The 21,124-nt window shown below is 66.1% G+C and carries 16 protein-coding genes; 5 read left to right on the top strand and 11 right to left on the bottom strand.

The features are described 5' to 3' along the window. Nucleotide 1: 1 nt before the first annotated feature. The 3 genes from EPB08_RS00395 to EPB08_RS00405 are packed head-to-tail and all read left to right on the top strand — an operon-like array spanning nt 2 to nt 3,014. Nucleotides 2–1,321: a sugar ABC transporter substrate-binding protein gene (locus EPB08_RS00395; RefSeq protein WP_130617091.1), complete on the top strand. Its 1,320-nt coding sequence runs from the start codon at nt 2–4 to the stop codon at nt 1,319–1,321. Further along, the gene (locus EPB08_RS00400) at nt 1,318–2,196 is read left to right on the top strand and encodes a carbohydrate ABC transporter permease (protein WP_130617092.1); all 879 of its coding nucleotides are present in this window, start codon (nt 1,318–1,320) and stop codon (nt 2,194–2,196) included. The genes EPB08_RS00395 and EPB08_RS00400 overlap by 4 nt, the downstream gene beginning before the upstream one ends. Next, nucleotides 2,193–3,014, top strand: a complete 822-nt coding sequence (locus EPB08_RS00405) for a carbohydrate ABC transporter permease (protein WP_130617093.1) — start codon at nt 2,193–2,195, stop codon at nt 3,012–3,014. The genes EPB08_RS00400 and EPB08_RS00405 overlap by 4 nt, the downstream gene beginning before the upstream one ends. Before the next feature lie 6 nt (nt 3,015–3,020). On the opposite strand, the gene EPB08_RS00410 is transcribed toward EPB08_RS00405, so the two are convergent. Beyond that, nucleotides 3,021–4,112, bottom strand: coding sequence for an ABC transporter ATP-binding protein (locus EPB08_RS00410; RefSeq protein WP_130617094.1), 1,092 nt, complete (start codon nt 4,110–4,112; stop codon nt 3,021–3,023). Between the two features lie 149 nt (nt 4,113–4,261). Here EPB08_RS00410 and EPB08_RS00415 point away from each other — a divergent pair, with 149 nt between their 5' ends. Continuing rightward, nucleotides 4,262–5,614 (top strand): GH1 family beta-glucosidase, encoded by a 1,353-nt coding sequence (locus EPB08_RS00415; RefSeq protein WP_130617095.1) that lies wholly within the window; start codon nt 4,262–4,264, stop codon nt 5,612–5,614. Between the two features lie 117 nt (nt 5,615–5,731). On the opposite strand, the gene thrC is transcribed toward EPB08_RS00415, so the two are convergent. The 4 genes from thrC to EPB08_RS00435 all read right to left on the bottom strand — a co-directional run bounded on the left by thrC (nt 5,732) and on the right by EPB08_RS00435 (nt 11,644). Then, the gene (gene thrC / locus EPB08_RS00420; protein WP_130617096.1) at nt 5,732–7,063 is read right to left on the bottom strand and encodes a threonine synthase; all 1,332 of its coding nucleotides are present in this window, start codon (nt 7,061–7,063) and stop codon (nt 5,732–5,734) included. Further along, on the bottom strand, nt 7,060–8,034 hold the full coding sequence (locus EPB08_RS00425) for a homoserine kinase (RefSeq protein ID WP_130617097.1): 975 nt from the start codon (nt 8,032–8,034) through the stop codon (nt 7,060–7,062). The genes thrC and EPB08_RS00425 overlap by 4 nt, the downstream gene beginning before the upstream one ends. Beyond that, entirely contained in the window at nt 8,034–9,182 is a 1,149-nt protein-coding gene (locus tag EPB08_RS00430; RefSeq protein ID WP_425598233.1) for a homoserine dehydrogenase family protein, read from the bottom strand. Before EPB08_RS00430 ends, EPB08_RS00425 begins: the two co-directional genes overlap by 1 nt. 473 nt (nt 9,183–9,655) lie before the next feature. After that, a complete protein-coding gene (locus EPB08_RS00435; RefSeq protein ID WP_130617098.1) occupies nt 9,656–11,644 on the bottom strand; it encodes a bifunctional 2',3'-cyclic-nucleotide 2'-phosphodiesterase/3'-nucleotidase in 1,989 nt (662 codons plus the stop codon). A gap of 185 nt (nt 11,645–11,829) precedes the next feature. Between EPB08_RS00435 and EPB08_RS00440 the strand changes: the two genes are divergently transcribed. Beyond that, complete coding sequence (locus EPB08_RS00440; protein ID WP_130617099.1) at nt 11,830–13,554, top strand: LTA synthase family protein; 1,725 nt, start codon at nt 11,830–11,832, stop codon at nt 13,552–13,554. A gap of 848 nt (nt 13,555–14,402) precedes the next feature. Here EPB08_RS00440 and nagA read toward each other — a convergent pair. The 6 genes from nagA to EPB08_RS00470 all read right to left on the bottom strand — a co-directional run bounded on the left by nagA (nt 14,403) and on the right by EPB08_RS00470 (nt 21,122). Further along, the gene (gene nagA / locus EPB08_RS00445; protein WP_130617100.1) at nt 14,403–15,557 is read right to left on the bottom strand and encodes an N-acetylglucosamine-6-phosphate deacetylase; all 1,155 of its coding nucleotides are present in this window, start codon (nt 15,555–15,557) and stop codon (nt 14,403–14,405) included. Continuing rightward, complete coding sequence (locus tag EPB08_RS00450; RefSeq protein ID WP_165418344.1) at nt 15,557–16,597, bottom strand: SIS domain-containing protein; 1,041 nt, start codon at nt 16,595–16,597, stop codon at nt 15,557–15,559. The genes nagA and EPB08_RS00450 overlap by 1 nt, the downstream gene beginning before the upstream one ends. A gap of 36 nt (nt 16,598–16,633) precedes the next feature. Beyond that, on the bottom strand, nt 16,634–17,686 hold the full coding sequence (locus EPB08_RS00455) for a LacI family DNA-binding transcriptional regulator (protein WP_130617102.1): 1,053 nt from the start codon (nt 17,684–17,686) through the stop codon (nt 16,634–16,636). A 79-nt stretch (nt 17,687–17,765) separates the two neighbouring features. Beyond that, nucleotides 17,766–19,052, bottom strand: coding sequence for a sugar MFS transporter (locus EPB08_RS00460; RefSeq protein ID WP_130617103.1), 1,287 nt, complete (start codon nt 19,050–19,052; stop codon nt 17,766–17,768). Nucleotides 19,053–19,489: 437 nt separating this feature from the next. After that, nucleotides 19,490–20,143: a pyroglutamyl-peptidase I gene (gene pcp, locus EPB08_RS00465; RefSeq protein ID WP_130617104.1), complete on the bottom strand. Its 654-nt coding sequence runs from the start codon at nt 20,141–20,143 to the stop codon at nt 19,490–19,492. A 10-nt stretch (nt 20,144–20,153) separates the two neighbouring features. Further along, nucleotides 20,154–21,122 carry a 5-oxoproline transporter, DUF979 family subunit gene (locus EPB08_RS00470; protein WP_130617105.1) on the bottom strand — a complete coding sequence of 323 codons (969 nt, stop codon included), beginning with the start codon at nt 21,120–21,122 and terminating at the stop codon, nt 20,154–20,156. Between the last annotated feature and the right edge of the window lie 2 nt (nt 21,123–21,124).

Genomic DNA, 21,124 nt, shown 5'->3' on the forward strand with positions numbered 1-21,124 from the left:
CATGTTTTCAAACACGCAACGCCGGGCCAGCCACATCCTGCATCGCATCCACGCGGTGCTGCTGGGCAGCGCGTTGTTGCTGTTGGCCGGTTGTGCCTCTCGCCATGAGGACGGCACGACGCTGACGTTCTGGACCATCGGCCGCGAAGGCGAAGCCGTGGTGCAGTTGCTGCCCGAGTTCGAGCGCCTGCATCCCGGCATCCACGTGAAGGTGCAGCAGCTGCCTATGACGGCGGCGCACCAGAAGCTGCTGACGGCGTTCGCCGGCAGCTCCACACCGGACCTCAGCCAGCTGGGCAATACCTGGTTGCCCGAGTTCGCCGCGCTGAATGCGCTGGAGCCGCTGCAGCCGCGCGTGGACCACTCCGCGGTGGTGAAGCCAGACGACTACTTCGCCAATATCTGGGCCACCAGCGTCATCGAAGGCAAGCTGGTGGGCGTGCCGTGGTACGTGGACACACGGCTGATCTTCTATCGAAGCGACCTGCTCAGGGCCGCCGGTTTCGATGCGCCGCCACGCACCTGGGACGAATGGCGCAAGGTGCTCGCCGCGCTCAGCAAGCCGCAGGACGGGATCTACGGCATCCTGCTGCCCACCAACGAATACGAGCAGCTGATGTCGATGGCGCTGCAGCAGCCGGAGCCGATGCTGCGCGAGGACGGACGCTACGGCAATTTCCGCAGCGCGGGATTCAAGCGCGCGCTGTCGTTCTACGTGGAGACCTTCCGCCTGCACCAGGCGCCGCCGATCACCAACGTCGAAGCCGGCAACCCGTGGGACGAGTTTGGCCGCGGCGTGTATGCGTTCTACTTTTCCGGCCCCTGGAACATCGGCGAGTTCCGCAAACGGCTGCCGGCGAACGAGCAGGATGCGTGGGCCACGGCACCGTTGCCGGGTCCCGACGGTGCGGGCGTCGGGGCGGCAGGTGGCTCCAGCCTGGTGATCTTCCGGGACTCCGCGCACAAGGCCGAAGCCTGGACGCTGATCGAATACCTTTCGCGCCCCGATGTGCAGCAACGCTTCTACGAACTGCTCGGCGACATGCCGGCGCGACGCAGCGCGTGGGACGGCGATGGCCTGCGCAATGACCCCAAGGTGCGGGCATTCCGTGAGCAGCTGGAGCACGTGAAGCCGACGCCGCCGGTGCCGGAGTGGGAGCAGATCGTCAACGAGATGCAGCTGGTCGCCGCGCAGGCCGTCGCTGGAAGGCTGAGCATCGACGAGACGGCAGCGGAGATGGATCGTCGAGCCGACCGCATCCTCGAGAAGCGACGCTGGATACTCGACCATGAACGCCACGCCGCCGGAGACGCACCATGAACGCACAGCGTGCCGCCTGGTGGTTCCTGGCGCCGGCGTTGCTGGTGCTGGGCGTGTTCTTCCTGCTGCCGGTGCTGGCGGCGCTGGGCCTGAGCCTTACCGATTACGACCTTTATGCGCTCGCCGATATCCGTCACCTGCGTTTCGTCGCGCTGGGCAACTACTGGGATCTGTTGCACCAGCCGAAATTCTGGTCAGCGCTTGGGCACACGTTCTACTTCGTCCTGGTGGGCGTGCCGCTGTCGATCATGGTCTCACTGGGGGCGGCGCTGCTGCTCCATTCACCGCTGGCGCGCTGCAAGCCGTTTTTCCGCACGGCGCTGTTTGCGCCGGTGGTGACCACGGTGGCAGCGGTGGCACTGGTGTGGCGCTATATCTTCAACACCAAGTACGGCATGGCGAACTACGTGCTGGGCGCGGTGGGCATCCATCCGGTCGACTGGCTGGGCGACCCGCACTGGGCGATGCCTACCATCATCCTGTTCGCGGTGTGGAAGAACTTCGGCTACAACATGATCATCTTCCTCGCCGGCCTGCAGGCAATCCCCGGTGATCTCTACGAGGCGGCGCGCATCGATGGCGCTTCACCGCTGCAGCAGTTCCGTCATATCACGCTGCCGATGCTCACACCGACGTTGCTTATGGTGAGCATTCTTACCGTGTCGGGCTATTTCCAGCTGTTCGCCGAGCCTTACGTGATGACCGAGGGCGGACCGCTGCAGAGCACGACCAGCGTGCTGTACCTGATGTACAACGAAGGCTTCAGATGGTGGAACTTCGGTACCGCTTCGGCGGTGGCCTTCCTCCTGTTCGTCATCATGTTTGCCTTCACCGCGCTGATGCTGCGCGTGGCGCGTCGTGGAGCGGCGGCATGAATCCACGCATGGCCAAGGCCATCATCAACGGCTTGCTGATTGGCGGCGCCGTGGTCGCGTTGTTTCCGCTGCTGTGGATGCTGTCGGTGTCGTTCATGCATCCCGGCGAAGCCAGTGCCCTGCCGCCACCCTTGTTGCCGGCGCATGCCACGTGGCGGAACTACGAGGAGCTTTTCACCCGCGCCGGCATGGGGCGCTACCTGCTGAACAGCCTGGCGATTTCGGGAGCGATCACCGTGCTCTCGCTCGCCTGCAACCTGATGGCAGGCTATGCCTTCGCCAAGCTGCGTTTCCACGGCCGCGAGCGGCTGTTTCAGGGTCTGCTCGGCATGCTGGTGATTCCGGCGCAGGTGGCGATGCTGCCGCTGTTCCTGATGCTCAAGTACATGGGCCTGGTGAACAGCTATGCGGCGGTGATCGTACCCGCGATGGCCACGGCGTTCGGCATCTTCCTGGTGCGCCAGTACGCACGCAGCATTCCGGATGAGCTGATGGAAGCCGCTCGCATCGATGGCGCGGGCGAGTTGCGCATCTTCACGCAGATCGTGCTGCCGTTGCTGAAGCCCATCATGGTGACGCTGGCGATCTATACGTTCCTCACCGCATGGAACGACTTCATGTGGCCGTTGATCGCGCTCACCGGCCAGGAGCACTACACGCTGCCGATCGGCCTCGCCTCGCTGGCGCGCGAGCACGCGCAGGACAGTGAGCTGATGATGGCCGGTTCAGTGGTGACGGTGATTCCGGTGCTGGCGCTGTTCCTCGCCATGCAGCGCTACTACATCGAAGGCCTGCTGCTGGGCAGCGTGAAGGGCTGACCTTCCTCAGACAATACGGGTGCCGCCGCTCGGTTCGAACATATGCAGACGATCGTGGGCCAACGCGAAATGCATGACGGTGCCAGCCTCGGGCAGGGCGCCGGGTGCCACGCGGGACACCAACGATTGCGAGCCATGGCGCAGGTTGAGGAAGATCTCGTTGCCGACCGGCTCGGGGACTTCGAGTACGGCGCTAAGGGCCGCGTGATCGGCATCGGTAAGGCGCAGATCCTCGGGGCGTACGCCGAGCACGATCTCGCGATCGATCCACGGCAACAGCTCATGGCTTTGCGCGGCCAGTTCACCGAGCGGGACCGTGCCATCGAGCGTTTCCAGTGCCCAGCCACGCCCGTGGCGGAGCGTGCCGCGCAGCAGGTTCATCGCAGGCGAGCCGAGGAAGCCTGCCACGAACAGGTTGGCGGGCTTTTCGTACAGGCGCATCGGCGTGTCGATCTGCTGGATCTTGCCGCCATTGAGCACCACGATGCGCTGGCCCAGCGTCATGGCCTCCACCTGGTCGTGCGTCACATAGATCATGGTGGTGCCGAGCCGTCGGTGCAGGCGCGCGATCTCCACGCGCATCGACAGGCGAAGCTTCGCGTCGAGGTTGGACAGCGGCTCGTCGAGCAGGAACACCTTGGGCTCGCGTACCAGTGCACGGCCCAGCGCCACGCGCTGGCGCTGTCCGCCGGAGAGCGCGGCGGGCAGGGCATCGAGGCGATGCTCCAGCTCCAGCAACTTCGCCGCGTCGCGAACGCGCGCGTCGATCTCGGCCTTGGGCTTGCCGCGCAGGCTCAAACCAAACGCCATGTTCTGCGCCACGGTCATGTGCGGGTACAGCGCGTAATTCTGGAACACCATGGCGATGTCGCGATCCTTTGGCGACACCTCGTTGACCACGCGTCCGCCAATGCTAAGCGCACCCGAGGAGATCGATTCCAGGCCCGCGATCATGCGCAGCAGGGTGGTTTTTCCGCAGCCGGAAGGGCCCACCAGTACCAGCAGTTCGCCGTCGGCGATTTCGAAGGTCGCCTCGTCGACGCCGACATGTCCGTTGGGATAGACCTTGCGCAACCGATCCAGAGTCACCGTTGCCATCGACGTTGCGTCACTCCCCTGTCCGGGCCGTGGGCGGCCACTGCATGTATAGGCGAAAAGACCCGTGCACATTCGGCTCGGGCTCCGCTATTCTCACCATGTAAACGTTTTCATCAAGCCGCAGTGCGGCATAAGGAATCGCCTCCACCATGACGCACAGCTATCGCTTCCCGGCCGATTTCCATTGGGGCGCCGCTACCTCGGCTTATCAGATCGAGGGATCGCCCCTGGCCGATGGCGCAGGCCCCAGCATCTGGGAACGTTTCGCGCATACGCCGGGCATGATGGCCAACGGTGATACCGGCGACATCGCCTGCGATCACTATCGCCGCTACAAGGACGATGTGCAGCTGATGCGCGCGCTGGGCCTGCAGGGCTACCGTTTCAGCATCGCGTGGGCACGCGTGCTGCCGGAAGGCACCGGGCGCATCAACCAGAAGGGCCTGGACTTCTACTCGCGGCTGGTCGACGAGCTGCTCGAGAACGGCATCGAACCGAACGTCACGTTGTTCCATTGGGATCTGCCCGCGGCGCTGGACGACCGCGGCGGTTGGTTGAATCGCGACATCGCGAACTGGTTCGCCGAATACGCCAGCGTGATGTACAAGGCGCTGGACGGCCGCGTGAAGCGCTGGTCCACGCTCAACGAGCCGTGGGTGGTGACCGATGGCGGCTACCTGCATGGCGCGCTCGCGCCGGGCCATCGCAGCCTGTACGAAGCGCCGATCGCCGCGCACAACCTGATGCGCGCCAGTGGCGCTGGCATCCAGGCGTATCGCGCCATCGGCAAGCACGAGGTCGGCGTGGTGTTCAACATCGAGCCGAAGTATCCGGCGTCCGACAGCCCGGAAGACCTCGCCGCGACGCGTCGCGCGCAGGCCTACATGAACGAGCAGTTCGCCGACCCGGCGCTGCTGGGCAGCTATCCGCCGGAGCTCAAGGAAGTGTTTGGTGCTGCATGGCCCGACTTCCCGGAAGATGACTTCAAGCTCACCCGCCAGCCCGTCGACTTCGTGGGCATCAACTACTACACGCGTGCGGTGGTGAAGAACGATCCCAACCACTATCCGCTGCGCGCGGCGCCGGTGCGCCAGCCCAACAAGACGTATACGGAAACCGGTTGGGAGGTGTACGAGCAGGGTCTCACCGACACGCTCACCTGGTTCAAGCAGCGCTACGGCGATATCCCGCTCTACATCACCGAGAACGGTTCGGCGTTCTACGATCCGCCGGTGGCCGAAGGCGACGTGCTCGACGATCCGCTGCGCACCAACTACCTGCGCAAGCATCTCAAGGCGATCCACCGGGCGATCGAGGCTGGCGTGAACCTCAAGGGCTATTACGCCTGGTCGCTGATGGACAACCTGGAGTGGTCGCTTGGCTTCTCCAAGCGCTTCGGCCTGTACCACGTGGATTTCGCCACGCAGAAGCGCACGCCCAAGGCCACGGCGAAGTACTACGCCAAGGTCATCGAGACGAACGGGGCGGTGCTGGACGACTGATAGTCGTTCTGGCCCTTGTGGGAGCGCACCCTGTGCGCGACCGCAGAGGCACGGCGTCACCGCTCCGTCGGCTTGTCGCGCACAGGGTGCGCTCCCACAGGAACAGGTGGTGGCGCCTCAGGTCGGCACCCCTTGCTCACGCTCCACCCGTCGCAGCAGCCACTCCTTCAACACTGCATCGCTGGCTAACAATGGCTCGGCATACGCCGGCCGCCGCAACATCGCATCCAGTGCCGGCGGCACTTCCACGGTGCGCCCGATCAGGGGTTCCACCACGCTGTCGAACTTCGCCGGATGCGCCGTCGCCACCACGGCCCACGGCAGGCCGGTAGTGCCCATGGCATCGAGCAGATGCACGGCGGTGGCCGTATGGGGGCAGAACAGTTCACCGTGGTCGCGCGCGTGCTGCACGATGGTGTCGCGGATGGTGTCGTCGTCCACGCTGGTGGCGTGCAGCTGCACGCGTAACTCGTAGTCGTGCGGGAAGGTCCAGCGCAGGCGTTCGAAGTTGCTCGGGGCGCCCACGTCCATCGCATTGGCCAGCGTGGGAATCGCGGGGCGTGGCGTGTAAGCGTCACCGTCGAAATAATCGGGCAGCGTCGCGTTGGCGTTGCATGCGAGATGGATTTCGCCCACCGGCAGGCCCATCTCGCGCACCCATACGCAGGCCAGCGCGTTGCCGAGGTTGCCGGTCGGCACGATGAAGTTGAGTGGCGTGCGATGGCGATGCCACCAGTCCAGCGAGGCCTGCGCGTAGTAGCTCATCTGCGGCAGGAGGCGGCCGAGGCTGATGCTGTTGGCAGAGGACATCGGCACCCGCGACTGCAGCCCGGCGTCGCCGAGTGCCGCCTTCACCATGCGCTGGCAGTCGTCGAAGCTGCCGGCGACGCGCAGCGCATGCACGTTGTCGCCGAAGCAGCCCAGCTGGTGGGCCTGTCGCGGCGATACGCGGCCATCGGGATACAGGATCACCACGCGCACGCCGGGTTGGCGATGGAACGCGGCGGCCACGGCGGCACCGGTATCGCCGGAGGTTGCCACCAGAATGGTCAGTGGCGCCTGATCATGGCGGCGCAACCGCCGGAAGCACGCGGCAAGGAAGCGCGCGCCGATGTCCTTGAAGGCCGCGCTGGGTCCGTGGAAGAGCTCGAGCACCGAGGCGCCATCCGGATGCGCGAGCGGACGCAGCGGCACTGGGAAGTCAAAAGCCTCGCGGCAGATCGCCGGCAATTCGGCGGCCAAGGGCGTGGCGCGGAAGAACGGCGTGAGCAGCGTAACGGCCGTGTCCGCCAGCGAGCCGTGCGGATCGAAGGCCGCCACATCGAGCTGCGGCAGCACTTCGGGCACGTAGAGCCCGCCGTCAGGCGCGAGGCCCGCGGCGATCACTTCGTCGATGCGCGCCGCGTGGCGTGCACTGCGTGTACTTCGGTAATGCAACGGCTCGCTCATGCCGCTTCCTCGTCCAGCAGCGCGGCGGCTGGACCATTGATGGGTGAGACCAGCTGGTCGCTGGCAATGCCTTCCTCGGCGAAGGCGGCGGCCATCGCTTCGGCGGCGCGTTCGGCGTCCTCGCGGTTTTCGTACCAGCCAAACACGCTGGGACCACCGCCGGAAATGCTGGCGCCGAGTGCGTGATGATCCAGTGCGGCCTGCTTCACGCGCGCAAATCCTGGGACCAGCGGCGCGCGCCGTGGTTCCACCAGCACGTCCTTCAGGCCTTCGCGCACCAGGGTGGCGTCGCCGCGATGGCAGCCGGTCAGCACCAGGGCGAGGTTGGCGTGCTGCGCTACGACATCGCCCAGGGCGAAGCCGCCGGCGAGCGCCGCGCGCGATTCACGCGTCTCCAGCACCACGTGCGGATGCACCAGGGCGCAATGCCAGGCGTCGGGCACCGGCAGTCGCAGCAGGCGATCGCGGGTGGCAAGCACGAGACCTCCCAGCAACATCGGGCCCAGGTTGTCGCCGTGGCGGCTGCCACTGGCGACGACCTCGCCATCGAGCGCGAAGCCATACAGCGCTTCGCGCGGCAGCGGGCGTTCCAGCAGGGCATTGGCCGCCACAAGGGCCGCGACGCACGATGCGGCCGAACCACCCATGCCCGAGCCCAGGGCGATGCCCTTGTGCAGTTCCACTTCGAAGCCGTGGCGCAGCCCCAGCGCGCGGCGCAGGGAAAGCAGCGCCGCGCCGGCGGTATTGCGCGAGGCTTCCAGCGGCAGCTGGGGCACCAGGCCGTGTATCGCCGCGATGCGTACGGTGGGCTCATCGATACGCCGCACGACGGCACGGTCGCCCGCGCCGGCCACGCTATGGCCCAGGATGTCGAAGCCGACGCCGACGTTGCCGACGCTGGCATAAGCCATGGCTTGTGCGCTCAGGGCGCGTTGTTGTGCGGACATGGGATCAGCCAGTAGCGCGTTCATCAGCGCACCTCCAGCGATTCTGCAATACGCAGGAGATCGGCGAAAACCCCCGCCGCCGTCACCTCCGGACCGGCACCGGGGCCCTGCACCAGCATCGGGTTCTCGCGATAGCGATGCGTGGTGAACTGCACGATGTTGTCGGTGAGGCGCGAATGCGCGAACGGATGGGCGGCCGGCAGCATGGCCAGGCGCACGCTGGCGTGCCCCTTTGCGTCCAGGCTGGCCACGTGGCGCAGCACGCTGCCCTGGGTCTGCGCGCAGGCCACTTCGCGAGCCATGGCGCGGTCGAGCAGGTGCAGGTTCTCCAGTGCCTCTTCGGCGGACATGGCCGCCAGCTCCGGCGGCACCAGGCTTTGCACGTTCACGTCCTCCAGTGACAGGGGCCAGCCGGCTTCTCGCGCCAGGATCACCAGCTTGCGCGCCACGTCGAGGCCGGAGAGATCGTCGCGCGGGTCGGGCTCGGTATAGCCCAGCGCATGGGCTTCGCGGACCAACGCAGAGAACGGCCGGCTGCCATTGTGCCGGTGGCACAGCCACGCCAGGGTGCCCGAGAACATGCCTTCGACGGCAAGCAGCTCGTCGCCGGTATCGAGCAGGTCGCGCAACGTCTGCACGACCGGAAGTCCAGCGCACACGGTGGCCTCATAGCGAAAGCGCGCGCCGCTGACGCAGGCTGCCCGGATCGCCTGCAGGCGCGGAAAGGAACCGCTGCCGGCCAGCTTGTTCGGCGTCACCACGTGCAGGCCCGAGGCCAGCCATTCGGCGTAGCGCGATGCCACGGCATCGCTGGCGCTGCAGTCGATCAGCAGGGCATGCCGGCCGTCCTCGCCACGCAGGTGCGCCGCAAACTCGTCGAGATTGCTGGGGCGCCAGGTTTGCGCGCCGCCGTAGCGGCCGTTGAGTTCGGGGTCGTCGGCATCGAGCCACATGCGACGGCTGGCCGCCACGCCGCAGAGCTTGAGTTCCAGGCCGGCCCGCGCGAGCCGCGGCTGCGCGGCGCGCAGCTGGTCGAGCAGGGCGCTGCCGACACGGCCGGGACCGACCAGGCCCACGGCGAGCACGCGCTGGCGTGCGGTGACCATCGGCAGCGCTGCGGCATGCGGCGGTAGCGACGGCTGTTCTAGCGATGACGATACGGCAAGATTCACGGTGGCCTCCATTCGGGGCCCGTGCTCGCTGGCGGTATCGGAGTGGTGCATCCCGGCCCGCCTCATCGAGGGCGGGGCCGTTTGCGTTAAGGAACTTATTCGCGCACGGAAACCCACCCCGACCTGGTGGTAATAGTGGTCGTGGTGGTGGTCGTGACGAGAGTGATGGCGCCTGCGCACAGCGGCATGCTGCCGGTCTTGACCGGGCAGATAGATATGCAGGCTGGCGAAATAAGCGGCGACATGGGACCGACCTTAGGCCGGATGTTGCAGTGCAGTCAACAGGTACGTTTGAAACTTTTGCGCGATGGACGGCCAAATGGCGCGGGATCTTCCATCTCCTGTAGGAGCGCACCCAGTGCGCGACCGCGGCGCCTCGTCGTTATCGCTCCGTAGGCTTTTCGCGCACTGGGTGCGCTCCTACAGGGGAATCGAGGGGGCGAGGGGCGACAACGCCGCCTCGCCCCAAAATCTCAGTGCGACAGGTCGATGGCGTAGGTGGCCGTGCCGTCGCCGTTGTCCTTGAGCTGGCGGATGTTCTTCAGGCCCACGGATCGTGCGACGTCCTGCTTGCCGGCGGCGCCCTTGAACACCACCTCGCCGCGGGTCTTCAGCGGAGCGAAGTGCCACGAGGCGGCAGGTAGCGCCTTTGCGCCGATGGTCTTTTCGCGTTGCAGCCACTTGGCGAGGATTTCGCGCGCGCCGTCGGGTGCGGCCAGCACGATGTTCTTGCCGTCCAGGCCCGGGAAGTTGCCGCCGCCGCTGGCGCGGTAGTTGTTGGTCGCCACTACGAACTGCTGCTGCGGCGTCACCGCCTTGCCCTTGTAGGTGAGCTTGGTGATGCGCTCGCCGGCTGGCTTGGACACGTCGATCACATAGGCCAGGTCGCCCTGGATCTGGTCGAAGTTGTAGCCAGGCATGCGCGTGTTGATCAGCTCCTGCTCGCCTTCCTTCGACGGGTCGATCTGGTTGAAGCGTTCGGCCGACTTTTCCAGCCATGCCTTGAGGCCGGCGCCGTCGACCTGCACGATCGAGAGCGTGTTGGGATAGAAGTACAGGTCCGCAGCACTGCGCAGGGTGAGAGCACCGGGTTCGACGTCGGTGTAGTCATCCGGACCGCCGAAGCCGGTGCGGAACGCCGCTGCCGACGACAGCACCGGCAACTTGGCCAGTTCCGGTCGCAGCTTCGGCAATTCGCTCTGCACGTAATCGCGCATGGCCGCATTGATGGGCGCAAGCGCCGTCATGTTGCCTTCGTCGGCGAAGTAGCTGCTCATGTGCACGCGGGTCTCGCCGATGGGCGTGTTCACGTACTGCACGGCAGCTTCGTGCGCCTGCTGTACCAGCGGCGCGATAGCGGGATCGGCTGGCACGCACTCGTTCTTCTTCGGACAGATCGGGCGCACTTCGCTGTGCGTCTGGCTGGCGTCGATCACCCAGCGGCCGTCCTTGCGCTGCAGCGCGAGGTCGATCACGCCCAGGTCCTTGCCGAAGAAGCCGCCCATCACGGCCGGCTTGCCGCGCACGAAGCCGCGGTCGGCATCGACGTCCTTCATGCCCTTGTAGTGCGGGCCGGGGAATTCGGTATGCGAGTGGCCCATCAGCACCACATCGACGCCGGGAACGCCAGCGACGTACCAGCCGCCGTTCTCCATGTCCGGCGTGTAGGGGGCGGTATTGAGGCCGCCGTGCAGCACGGCGACGACCAGGTCGGGATGCTGCGCCTGCAGCTCCGGCAGGTACTTCTGGGTGGCCTCGACCACCCCGGTGACGGTCACCTTGCCGGCGAGGTTCTGCTTGTCCCATTCCAGGATCGGCGGCGGCGTCAGGCCGATGATGCCCACCTTCAGCGGCACCTTGCGCTGGCTGCCGTCCGGGGCGGTGACGGTGATGTCCTTCTCGACCACCGTCCACGGCTTGAAGATCGGGGCGCCGTCGCGGGCGCTGAACACGTTGGACAGCACCAGCGGGAAATGCGGGCCGGCGCAGCGCTCGCTGCGACCGCCGTCGACGTTCATCGGCGTGCCGGTGACCTGCGAGAGGAAGCCCAGGCCGTAGTTGAACTCGTGGTTGCCGGCGGTACCGCCGTCGTAGCCCATGGCGTCCATGGCGCGGTAGATGCCCAGCTCCTCGTTGCAACCCACCGGCTTCACCTGGGCCTGGTAGTCAGCCAGCACGCTGCCCTGGATGGTGTCGCCGCTGTCGAACAGGAAGCTGTTCGGGTACTGCGCGCGGGCGCGGCGGATCAGCGTGGCAGTGCGCTCGTAGCCCACCGTGGCGTCCTCGCGCTGCTTGTAATAGTCGTAGCTCAGCACGTTGGAGTGGACGTCCGTGGTTTCCAGGATCGCCACCTGGGCGTGACTGCCATCCGGCAGGCCTGCGGCCGGCTTGGACGACTGGCTGGCGCAGCCGGCGAGGGCGGCGGCGCAGAGCAGGGCGATGGGGCGCAAGCGGAGGGGCATGAGGGGACCTGTTCCTGTCGGGGACTGCGAAACCTACCAGATCGGGCGGGCCGGGAGCGGCGAAACAGTCGCTGAACCGCTTCGTGGCGCCATTCTGCCGTTGCCGGCCGTTGTGCATGTGACGGTTCGGAGACCGTAGAATTGCGGCCGAATGACAGTCAGGCCGAACAGGGGGCCGAAACCATATGCCGCAATCATCGCTACGCTTCCTGCGGAAGAGTGGGCTCTGGCTGTTTGCCGCCTGCTTTTTCGTGTTCTGCGTCAGCATGACGGCCCTGCGCGAGCCGGCGTTGCTGCAGCAGGCCTTTGTGATCGCCCTGATGGTGTGCGCGTTCGGCATTCTGCTGTTTGCCTTCGCGCGCCCGGCCACGGCGCTGGTGGTGAGCGGCGGCCTGTTCCTGGCGCTGAACTTCCTGTCCGTGCTCAAGCTGCGCTACCTGGACTCGCCGCTGATGCCGGCGGACTTCATCTACTACGCCCGCAGCAGCCTGCTGGAGACGCTGGGCCATTACCCGCATCTGTGGATGCTGACGCTGGCCGTGGGCGTGTTGACGCCGCTGGCCCTGTGGGCGGTGTGGCGCTTCGACCGTCGCCTGCTCACGCATCTCAGCCGGAGCCGTGCGCTTTTCACGCGCGTTGGCGGCGTGGCGCTGTGGGCGTTGGCGTTCTGGGTGTGCCTGTTGCCGAACGGCCCGTTTGCGGAGGTACATGCGAAGAACGTGTGGGAGAAGCTCTCCGACGACGCGCAGATCACCAATTTCTTCGTCAACTTCAGCGACTCCGACGTCCGCATGCCCGACATGTCGGACGACGCCCAGGCCGAGCAGGACTGGGGTGCCACGGCCGCAGGCTTCCCGGCCGCTACCCCGCATACGCCGGAGAACTATCCGGACATCGTGCAGGTGTTGGAGGAAAGCACCTTCAATCCGTCCAACTTCACCCAGTGCAACATCCCCGAGTGCCGCGTGGGCCTGTTCAAGGCCGACGCGCGTACCCGCGCCACCGGCCCGCTGCGCGTGCACACCTTCGGCGGCGGCACCTGGGTGAGCGAGTTCGCCACGCTCACCGGGATGCCGCAGGACATCTTCGGGCCGGGCGGCATGTATGCGCCCTACGTGCTGGCGCCGCACGTGCAGGACAGCCTGCCGCGCCAGCTGCAGCGCCTGGGTTACCTCACCATCGCGATCTATCCGACCAACGGCAGCTTCCTCAACGGCCGCAACGCGTACACCGCCTATGGTTTCGACCAGTTCTACGATGCCGGCCAGCTGGGCCTGGAGGAGTGGGAGGAAACGGACACGCAGATGTTCACTGCGGCCAAGCGCATGTACGACAAGGTGAAGAAGCCGGGGCAGCCCGTCTTCATCATGATCCTTACGCTGGCCCAGCATGGTCCGCACGACACCGATCCGATCTCTTCGCTGCCCGCGCCGTTCAACAAGGCGCCGCTCAAGGGCCTGCCCGCGCGCGAGTCGGTGAACTTCAATACCTACCTGTCGAACCTGCGCAACTCCGACGTGGCGATGCGCGGCCTCGAGCACGACTTCCTCGATCGGGCGCAGCCGACGGTGATCGTGCACTTTGGTGACCACCAGCCGTCCTTCAGCGGACTGATCCGCGAGATGCCGCGCACCTGGCCGGACGATATTGCCGGCTACAAGGACTACCTCACCTATTACATGATCAAGAGCAACTTCCAGGGAACGCAGCTGCCACGTTATCCGTTGCTCGACATCGCGTTGCTGCCGAGCATGGTGTTGCAGGCGGCGGACCTGCCGACGGATCCATATTTCTCGGCGGCAATCTCGCTGCGTACGCGGTGCAACGGGTTGTATACGGATTGCGCGCAGCCGGGATTGGTGAAGTCGTATCACGCGTGGATCTTTGACCGGTTGCACGTGTATCAGTAATCGCGCGGTGCGCTTCCCTTTCTTTTGCGGGAGCGCGCCTTGCGCCCGATGGGGCCTTCCGATGCGCCCATGGCTGTGCCAGCTGTTACTCCCTCTCCCTCCGGGAGAGGGTTGGGGAGAGGGTGCGGTTTTCGCCCCAGGCCCCCCCACTGTAAGCAGGTAACCCGAGCCTCGGCCTCTGGCTGGTGTGCCGCCGCCAGGGTGCCGCTTACGCAGCGGGCGTTTCGATCTCCTGCCGGAGCTCGAGTCACTTTTCTTTTGCTGGTCCAAAAGAAAAGTAACCCAAAGAAAACGACCTCAAGAGCTGGCAGCGGTATGCAAGGAAAAGCCCTAGAGATTCCGGAGTCCTGATTGCGACAGCCTCCGCCGATAACGAGCGGCTACACCGCCACGCGCCGTAGCCCTGAGGACTTAAAACCGCGCCCGCTTCGCTCCCTCTCCCCTGCGGGGAGAGGGCTGGGGTGAGGGGACAATCTTGCGGAAAAGTGAGGACAAGCCGGCCACCCGCTTTAAGCCCTCTTCGCCATGGCGCGTGGCGGTGTAGCCGCAGCCCGTGAGGTAGAACGTCCCTAATTCGGCTTGCCGCTGTCCGCCGACGCTCCTATCCCCATATCGCTCAGAGCTCGTTAGGCCATTTTCTTTGGGTTACTTTTCTTTTGGGCCAGCAAAAGAAAAGTGACTCGGCGGCTGGCAGGGCGTCGAAACGCCCGCCGCGTAGGCGGCACGCTGGCGGCAGCGGGGCTACCGAAGGCCAAGCCCTCGACTTCCCAAGAGCGATAGCCATGAAGATTGAGGCGAAAGGCCTCGCGCACAGGGTGCGCTCCTACAATGGAGGGAGGCGCGGGAGATCAGGCCTCGTAGCGCACGCCGTTGATCCACGTCTCATGCACCACCAACGCGTCATCGAGCACCGCGAAGTCCGCCCGCTGCCCGGCCACGAGACGACCATGTGTGCGATCCAGTCCGATCCATGCTGCCGGATACGAACTCGCCATGCGCGACGCTTCCGCCAACGGCAGGCCGACCATGTGCACCAGGTTGCGCACGCCCGTCGCCATGTCCAACGCAGAACCGGCGAGCACGCCTGCATCGCTCTGGCAGATGCCGTCACGCGCAACGATGGTCTGGCCGTTGAGGACGTATTCCGCGCTGTCGGCGCCCACCGGTGGCATCGCGTCGGTGACCAGCACGCTCTTGCCGCGCGCCTTGGCGGCGATGGCGATGCGCAGCGCAGCCGGATGCACGTGATGGCCGTCGACGATGAGTCCGCACCAGCTGTGCGGATCATCCAGCGCGGCGCCGACCACGCCCGGTTCGCGGGTGCCCAGCGGGGTCATCGCGTTGTAGAGATGGGTGAAGCCGCACACGCCCGCATCAAGCGCGGCACGCGTGGTGGCGTAGTTCGCAGCGGTGTGGCCGGCTACCACCAGCACGCCGGCTTCGCTGAGCTGGCGGATGGTGTCGAGTGGTACTTCTTCCACGGCGAGCGTGAGCATTACCACGCCGCGACGGTTGCGCGTGATGGCGGCGATGTCGTCCGCATCCGGCAGGCGGAACAGGCTGGCGTCGTGGATGCCCTTGCGGCCGGCGGCAAGGAACGGGCCTTCCAGGTGGATGCCGAGCACGCCGGGTACGCGCTGTTCGATGGCGGCATCGACAGCGTCCAGCGCCTGGCGCATCACGTCGGCGGTATCGGTGATCAGCGTGGGCAGGAAGCCGGTGGTGCCGAACTTGCGGTGGGCGGCGCCGATGGTGGCGAGTGCCTCGACCGTGGGTTCGGCGTTGAACAGCACGCCGCCGCCGCCGTTGACCTGCACATCGATGAACCCTGGCAGCAGCAGTCGACCCTTGAGGTCATGCTGCGTGGCCGCTGCGGCGCGCGCGTCGTCCGCGCGCACGATGGCGTCGATATGCGCGCCGCGCACCAGCACCGCGAAGCCATCCTGCGGGCCGTGATCGGTGAGCACGCGTCCGTTGACGAGGGCGGTGGGCTGGTCGGTCATCACATCGTCTCCGTCACCTTGCGCAGATGCGGCGGCACGTCCGGATCGTAGCCGCGCGCCAGCGAGAGCGCGCTCGCGGCGCGATAGAAACTCTGCACGGCGAGCAGCGGCGTCACCACGGGCGAGATGCCTTCGGGCAACGGCAGTTTGTCGGGATCGTGATTGCCGGGCGCGGCCACGAACACGCGGGCGCCGCGGGCGCGGAACTCGCGTGCCACCGCCATGGTGTTGTCGAGCGTGCCGTCATCCTGGGCGAAGAACAGCACCGGGAAGCCTTCGCCTACCAGCGCCATAGGGCCGTGCTTCACTTCCGCAGCGCTGAAGGCCTCTGCATGCAGGCCGCAGGTTTCCTTGAGCTTGAGCGCTGCTTCCAGCGCGGCGCCGAATCCGTAGCCGCGGCCCACCACGAACAGGTTGTGCGTGTCGCGCAGGCCTTCGACCATCGCGTTCCAGTTGCAGTCCCAGCCCTGGCGCAGGTCGTCGGGCAGGCGCGCGACGATGGCGTGCAGTTCCGCGTCATCGCTCCAGTGCGCGGTGAGCTGCAGGATCGCAGCCAGCGTGGCGAGGTAGCTCTTGGTGGCGGCGACGCTCAGCTCCGGGCCCGCGCGCAGCGGCACGAAGGTGTCGGCCATCTGCGCCAGCGGCGAATCTTCCACGTTGACCAGCGCCACCACGTGAGCGCCCGCATCCTTCGCGGCCTGCGCGCTGCGCAGCAGGTCGGGGCTCTTGCCCGACTGCGAGATGGCGACGAACAGCGCGCCGTCCAGACTCAGGTCGGCGTCGTAGATGGAGGAGATGGATGGCGACGCGGATGCAGTGATCAGGCCCAGTCGCGTCTCGAACACATACTTTGCATAGGCCGCGGCGTGGTCGGAGCTGCCGCGTGCACAGGTGACGATGAAGCGCGGCGGATGGGCCCGCAGGTGTTCGCCAAGGGCCTTCAGGATCGACGCGTTCTCGCGCAACTGGCGCTCGACCACGGCGGCCGTCTCGTGGGCCTCGCGGTACATCAGGGTGGAGCTGGCTTCCTTCATCGTCATCTCAATGGCATGCGTGTGGGCGCACACCGCAGGGGGTCAGCCCTTGCGTGGCGTGGGAGTTTGCGGTGGCGCGGTGGAGCCGCGCACGACCAGTTCGGGAACAAAGCACTCGGCGTGCGGCACCTCCACCTCGGCACCCGCGCTCCCCTGCAGTTCGGCCATCAGCTGCAGGGCGGCATGGCGGCCGATGTCGCTGGTGGACTGGCGCGCGGTGGTGAGCGCAGGCCACGCCTGCTTGGAGAACGGGCTGTCCTCGAAGCCGGCGATGGAGAGATTCCACGGCACGTCCAGTCCGCTGGAACGCGCGGCAGCGAGTACGCCGGCCGCGATTTCGTCGTTGCTGCCGAAGATCGCGGTCGGCGGATCCTTCAGCGCGAGCAGCTTGCGGGCGCCGCGGAAGCCGTCGTCGAAGGCATAGCGGCCGGGCAGCACCAGCTTCTTGTCGAGCGGCAGGCCGTAGTCCTTCAATGCATCGGCGTAGCCCTGGTAGCGCTCCGGGCTGGACCGGTGGTGCGGTTCGCCCCACAGGAAGCCGATGCGCTTGTGGCCCATCTGGATCAGGTGCTCGGTGATCGCATACGCGGCGCTGCGGTCGTCCACGTAGACGCAGGGCGCGCCGTCATGGGGATCCTCGCGCGAGGAAATGATGCGCACGAAGCTGATGCCGTTGTCGCTGAGCTTGGCGATCAGCTCCGGCTCTTCCGACATCGGCGGCGCCAGTACGAGGCCGGCGAGGCGATTGCGCTCGACCAGCGAGCACAGCTCGTTGGCGAGATCGGGCGAGGTCGAGTCGCACGGATGGATCAGCAGGCCGTAGCCCCGCTCGCGGCAGGCCGACAGCACGCCGTCCTGCATGCTGATCACGTAATGCGCGTTCGGGTTGTCGTACACAAGGCCGATGGCGTAGGCGTGCGTGCTGCGCAGGCCGCGCGCGGAAGGATTGGGCTGGTAACCCAGTGCCTCGATCGCGCGCTCGACCTTCTCGCGCGTATCGGCGCGTACCGAAGTTTCGCGGTTGATCACGCGCGAGACGGTCTTGAGCGAAACGCCCGAACGCTTGGCGACGTCCTTGATGGTGGGGTTACGCAACGTGGGGACTCCGACAGAACAAGAAGGGGCATCGTAGCCGAGCGTGACAAGGCTCGGCGGGCACAGGGCCCGCCGGAACTCAGTGTGCGCGCTGGCCGACGCTATGGCCCCTCACACCGTAGTAAAGGATGTACAGGTAGCAGGGCACCATGAGCGCCATGAATACCAGTTGGAAGTTGAAATGCTGTTTCAGGTGGACGAACAGCTGCGGCACCAGTGCACCGCCGGCGATGGCCATGATCAGCAGCGCGGATCCGCGCTCGGTGAGGCGGCCCAGGCCATGGATGGCGAGCGGGAAGATCGCCGGCCACATCATGGCGTTGGCAAAGCCCAGCGCGGCGACGAAACCCACCGACACGCCGCCTGTGGTGAAGTACGCACCCAGCGTGAACAGCACGCCCAGCACGGCCGAGACCGCCAGGTAGCTCTGCTGCGAGATGAAGCGCGGGATCAGCACCAGGCCGGCGAGATAACCGGCGAGCATCGCCATCAACGTGTAGGAGGTGAAGTGCTTGGTCTCTTCCAGTGGGAGGCCGAAGCCCTGGCCGTAGGTGCCGATGGCGTCGCCCGCCATCACTTCCACGCCGACATAGAGGAACAGGCACAGCACGCCCAGCCACAGGTGGGGGAAGCTGAAGATGCCGCCCTTGGCGTGGCCGATATCCGATTCGGCATTGGCGCCGGCCGGCTTGATTTCCGGCAGCGGCGAACGCACCACCCAGATCGCCAGCAGCACCAGCAGTGCGGCCATGATCATGTAGGGCATGTGGATCTTGGCGGCGAAGGTGTTGAGCAGCACCTCGCGCGCCTCATCGGTCGGTGCGGCCTTCACCTGCGCATCGAAGCTGTCGATGCCGCTGAGCACCAGCGCGCCGAACACGAACGGAGCGAGTGCGCCGGCCACCTTGTTGCAGATGCCCATGAAAGCGATGCGCTGAGCGGCGCTGTCGATCGGGCCGAGGATGCTGATGTAGGGATTGGAGGCTGTCTGCAGCAGGGCGAGGCCCGCGCCGATCACGAACAGGCCGACCAGTGCCGGGTAGAAGATGCGCATGCTGACGAACTGGCCGAACAGCACGGCACCGATCGCCATCACGAACAGACCCAGGCCCATGCCCTTCTTCATGCCGGTGCGGCGCAAAACGCTCGACGACGGAATGGCGAGGAAGAAGTACGAGAAATAGAAGACCAGCGGCACCAGGAACGCGGACACGTCATCCACGTTGAAGGCGAGCTTCACGAACGTGATCAGCGGCCCGTTGAGCCAGGTGACGAAGCCGAAGATGAAGAACAGCACGCCGATGATGAGCATCGGTACGACACTGGATGATCGCGCCTGGCCGGCGGCAAGCGTAGTGGACGACATGGATCTAGGACTCCCCGCGGATGGCCTCATGACTGGCGGGCTCTAGCGGCCCGACTCCCCCAGGAGCCCTTTATCGAGCTAACTAACAACGTTGTCAAATATTGACGCGTGCGAGTCATGGGGTGGTCATGGCCTGCCCGGCGGTTTTTCAGGCGGGGCAGATGGCGAACGGGTGGCCTGGTAACGCGTGCAGGATCAGCGAATTGCTTAAAAAATCATTTATAACAAGGTGTTGCACTGCACAAGCGGGCTGCCTTGATGCCTGTGCTTCGAGCCTGCCAAGCTGTTGTATGGCTTGGGAAACTTCGAATGACAACGTTATCATAAAACGTCGGCCAGGTGGCGAAATGGGGCGTCTCGGGGATAGTCATGGGCCGGCTGACCCGCCCAGCATGCGCGCCTTGGTCGCCGGAGGGAAGCCGCCGACGCGTGCCGGCTCAGTCCAGCGTACCTGCCCCGAGCCGGTGGTCCTCCCGATGGGTCGCCGCCACTTCGAGCGCCAAGGCCAGCCCGCGCACCACGTCTTCGGCCGCCATGCTCGGCGTGTTGGGAAAGCGTGCCGCCTGGGCGGGCAGATACGGAATATGGATGAAGCCGGCGCGCGCGCCCGGGCGCCTCGCCGCCAGGTGCAGCATCAAGTAGGCGACGTGGTTGCAGACATAAGTCCCCGCGGTATTGGAGATCTCGGCGGGCAGGTCGTGGGCTTGCAGGGCGCCGAGCATGGCCTTGATCGGCAGCGTGCTGAAATAGGCGGCGGGGCCATCGGCCACGACGGGCTCGTCGATGGGCTGGGCGCCTTCGTTGTCGGGCAGCCGCGCATCCTGGACGTTGATCGCCACCCGCTCGATCGACAGCCGGCTGCGTCCGCCGGCCTGTCCGACGCCGAGCAGGAGGCTGGGCTGGATCCCCTGCACCGCCTGTTCCAGCTCCCGTTGCGACGCTTCGAACACGGTTGGCAGCAGGCGCGCCACCACGCGATGCCCTGCGATCTCGCGGTCGTGCAGCTGGCGGACGGCCTCCCACGAGGGGTTGATCGTCTCGTCGCCAAACGGGGTGAAGCCGGTCAGCAGGATGCGGGGATGCTTGCTCATCGAAGGGTACTCAACGGAACACCAGCAGCCACATCATGATGAAGGTGGCGATGAAGATGGCGATCGCGCTCCAGCACTGCGCGCGGATCACCCCGTACGGGCTGCGCAGCTCCAGCAGTGCAGCCGGCACCAGGTTGTAGTCGGCCGCCATCGGCGTCAGCAGGGTGCCGCAATAGCCGCACAGCATGCCCATGGCGCCGAGGATCGCCGGGTTTGCACCGTACTGGTGGATCAGCAGGGGCAGGCCGATGCCAGCCATCATCACCGGGAACGCGGCGAACGCGTTGCCCATGATCACGGTGAACAACACCATGCCCAGCGCGAACACCAGCAGGCAGGCGAAAGCGCTGCCTTCGGGCAGGATCGCATTGGCGAGTGCGGCGATGGCGGCGCCCACGCCACTCTGGGTGAACACCTCGCCGAGCGCGGCCAGCAGCAGCGGCAGCAGCGCGGCCCAGCCGATCGCATCGAGCAGGCGCCGGCCTTCCGACAGTCCCTGGTGCAGCGGCGCACGCGCCACGCGTGCGGCGGCGAGCAGGGCGATGACGCAGGCGAGGGCGAGACCCGTCAAGGTCATCTGTGGTGTAGCGAACAATGCGTACCCGGCGATCGACAGATGGGCGCCGAACAGTGCGACCAGCAGCGTCACCAGTGGTATCAGCAGCGCCGGCACGAACAGCTTGTGGCCCAGGCGCAGCGCCGAGGCGAGCCGCTGTTCTGTGCTGGCAGTCTCGGCATGTGCATGCCGCTTGAGTCGCGGTGCGAGCAGGGCGAGCGCGATCACCATCGCGCCGGCTGCCTGGGCTGGCAGCGGATGACCGGCCTTCTGCTGGGCAAGCACGTAGTCGCCACCCGCAAACAACAGGCCAAGCAACAACCAGAATGCCGCGCGGCTGCCGTGTCCGTCGCGCAGGTTGCGCCATGACACGTAGATGAGGAAAAGGGCGATCAGCCAGTAGGCGTATTCGATGCGCAGCATGC

The organism is Dyella amyloliquefaciens (genome assembly GCF_004296575.1).
In the GTDB taxonomy this organism is placed as follows: domain Bacteria; phylum Pseudomonadota; class Gammaproteobacteria; order Xanthomonadales; family Rhodanobacteraceae; genus Dyella; species Dyella amyloliquefaciens.

Excerpts from the sequence above, each read along its gene's own strand:
- thrC (WP_130617096.1), bottom strand. The coding sequence starts at position 7,063 with ATGAGCGAGCCGTTGCATTACCGAAGTACACGCAGTGCACGCCACGCG.
- EPB08_RS00410 (WP_130617094.1), bottom strand. The coding sequence starts at position 4,112 with ATGGCAACGGTGACTCTGGATCGGTTGCGCAAGGTCTATCCCAACGGA.
- EPB08_RS00400 (WP_130617092.1), top strand. The coding sequence starts at position 1,318 with ATGAACGCACAGCGTGCCGCCTGGTGGTTCCTGGCGCCGGCGTTGCTG.
- EPB08_RS00460 (WP_130617103.1), bottom strand. The coding sequence starts at position 19,052 with ATGTCGTCCACTACGCTTGCCGCCGGCCAGGCGCGATCATCCAGTGTC.
- EPB08_RS00415 (WP_130617095.1), top strand. The coding sequence starts at position 4,262 with ATGACGCACAGCTATCGCTTCCCGGCCGATTTCCATTGGGGCGCCGCT.
- pcp (WP_130617104.1), bottom strand. The coding sequence starts at position 20,143 with ATGAGCAAGCATCCCCGCATCCTGCTGACCGGCTTCACCCCGTTTGGC.
- EPB08_RS00405 (WP_130617093.1), top strand. The coding sequence starts at position 2,193 with ATGAATCCACGCATGGCCAAGGCCATCATCAACGGCTTGCTGATTGGC.
- EPB08_RS00450 (WP_165418344.1), bottom strand. The coding sequence starts at position 16,597 with ATGACGATGAAGGAAGCCAGCTCCACCCTGATGTACCGCGAGGCCCAC.
- EPB08_RS00440 (WP_130617099.1), top strand. The coding sequence starts at position 11,830 with ATGCCGCAATCATCGCTACGCTTCCTGCGGAAGAGTGGGCTCTGGCTG.
- EPB08_RS00395 (WP_130617091.1), top strand. The coding sequence starts at position 2 with ATGTTTTCAAACACGCAACGCCGGGCCAGCCACATCCTGCATCGCATC.
- nagA (WP_130617100.1), bottom strand. The coding sequence starts at position 15,557 with ATGACCGACCAGCCCACCGCCCTCGTCAACGGACGCGTGCTCACCGAT.
- EPB08_RS00470 (WP_130617105.1), bottom strand. The coding sequence starts at position 21,122 with ATGCTGCGCATCGAATACGCCTACTGGCTGATCGCCCTTTTCCTCATC.
- EPB08_RS00425 (WP_130617097.1), bottom strand. The coding sequence starts at position 8,034 with ATGAACGCGCTACTGGCTGATCCCATGTCCGCACAACAACGCGCCCTG.
- EPB08_RS00435 (WP_130617098.1), bottom strand. The coding sequence starts at position 11,644 with ATGCCCCTCCGCTTGCGCCCCATCGCCCTGCTCTGCGCCGCCGCCCTC.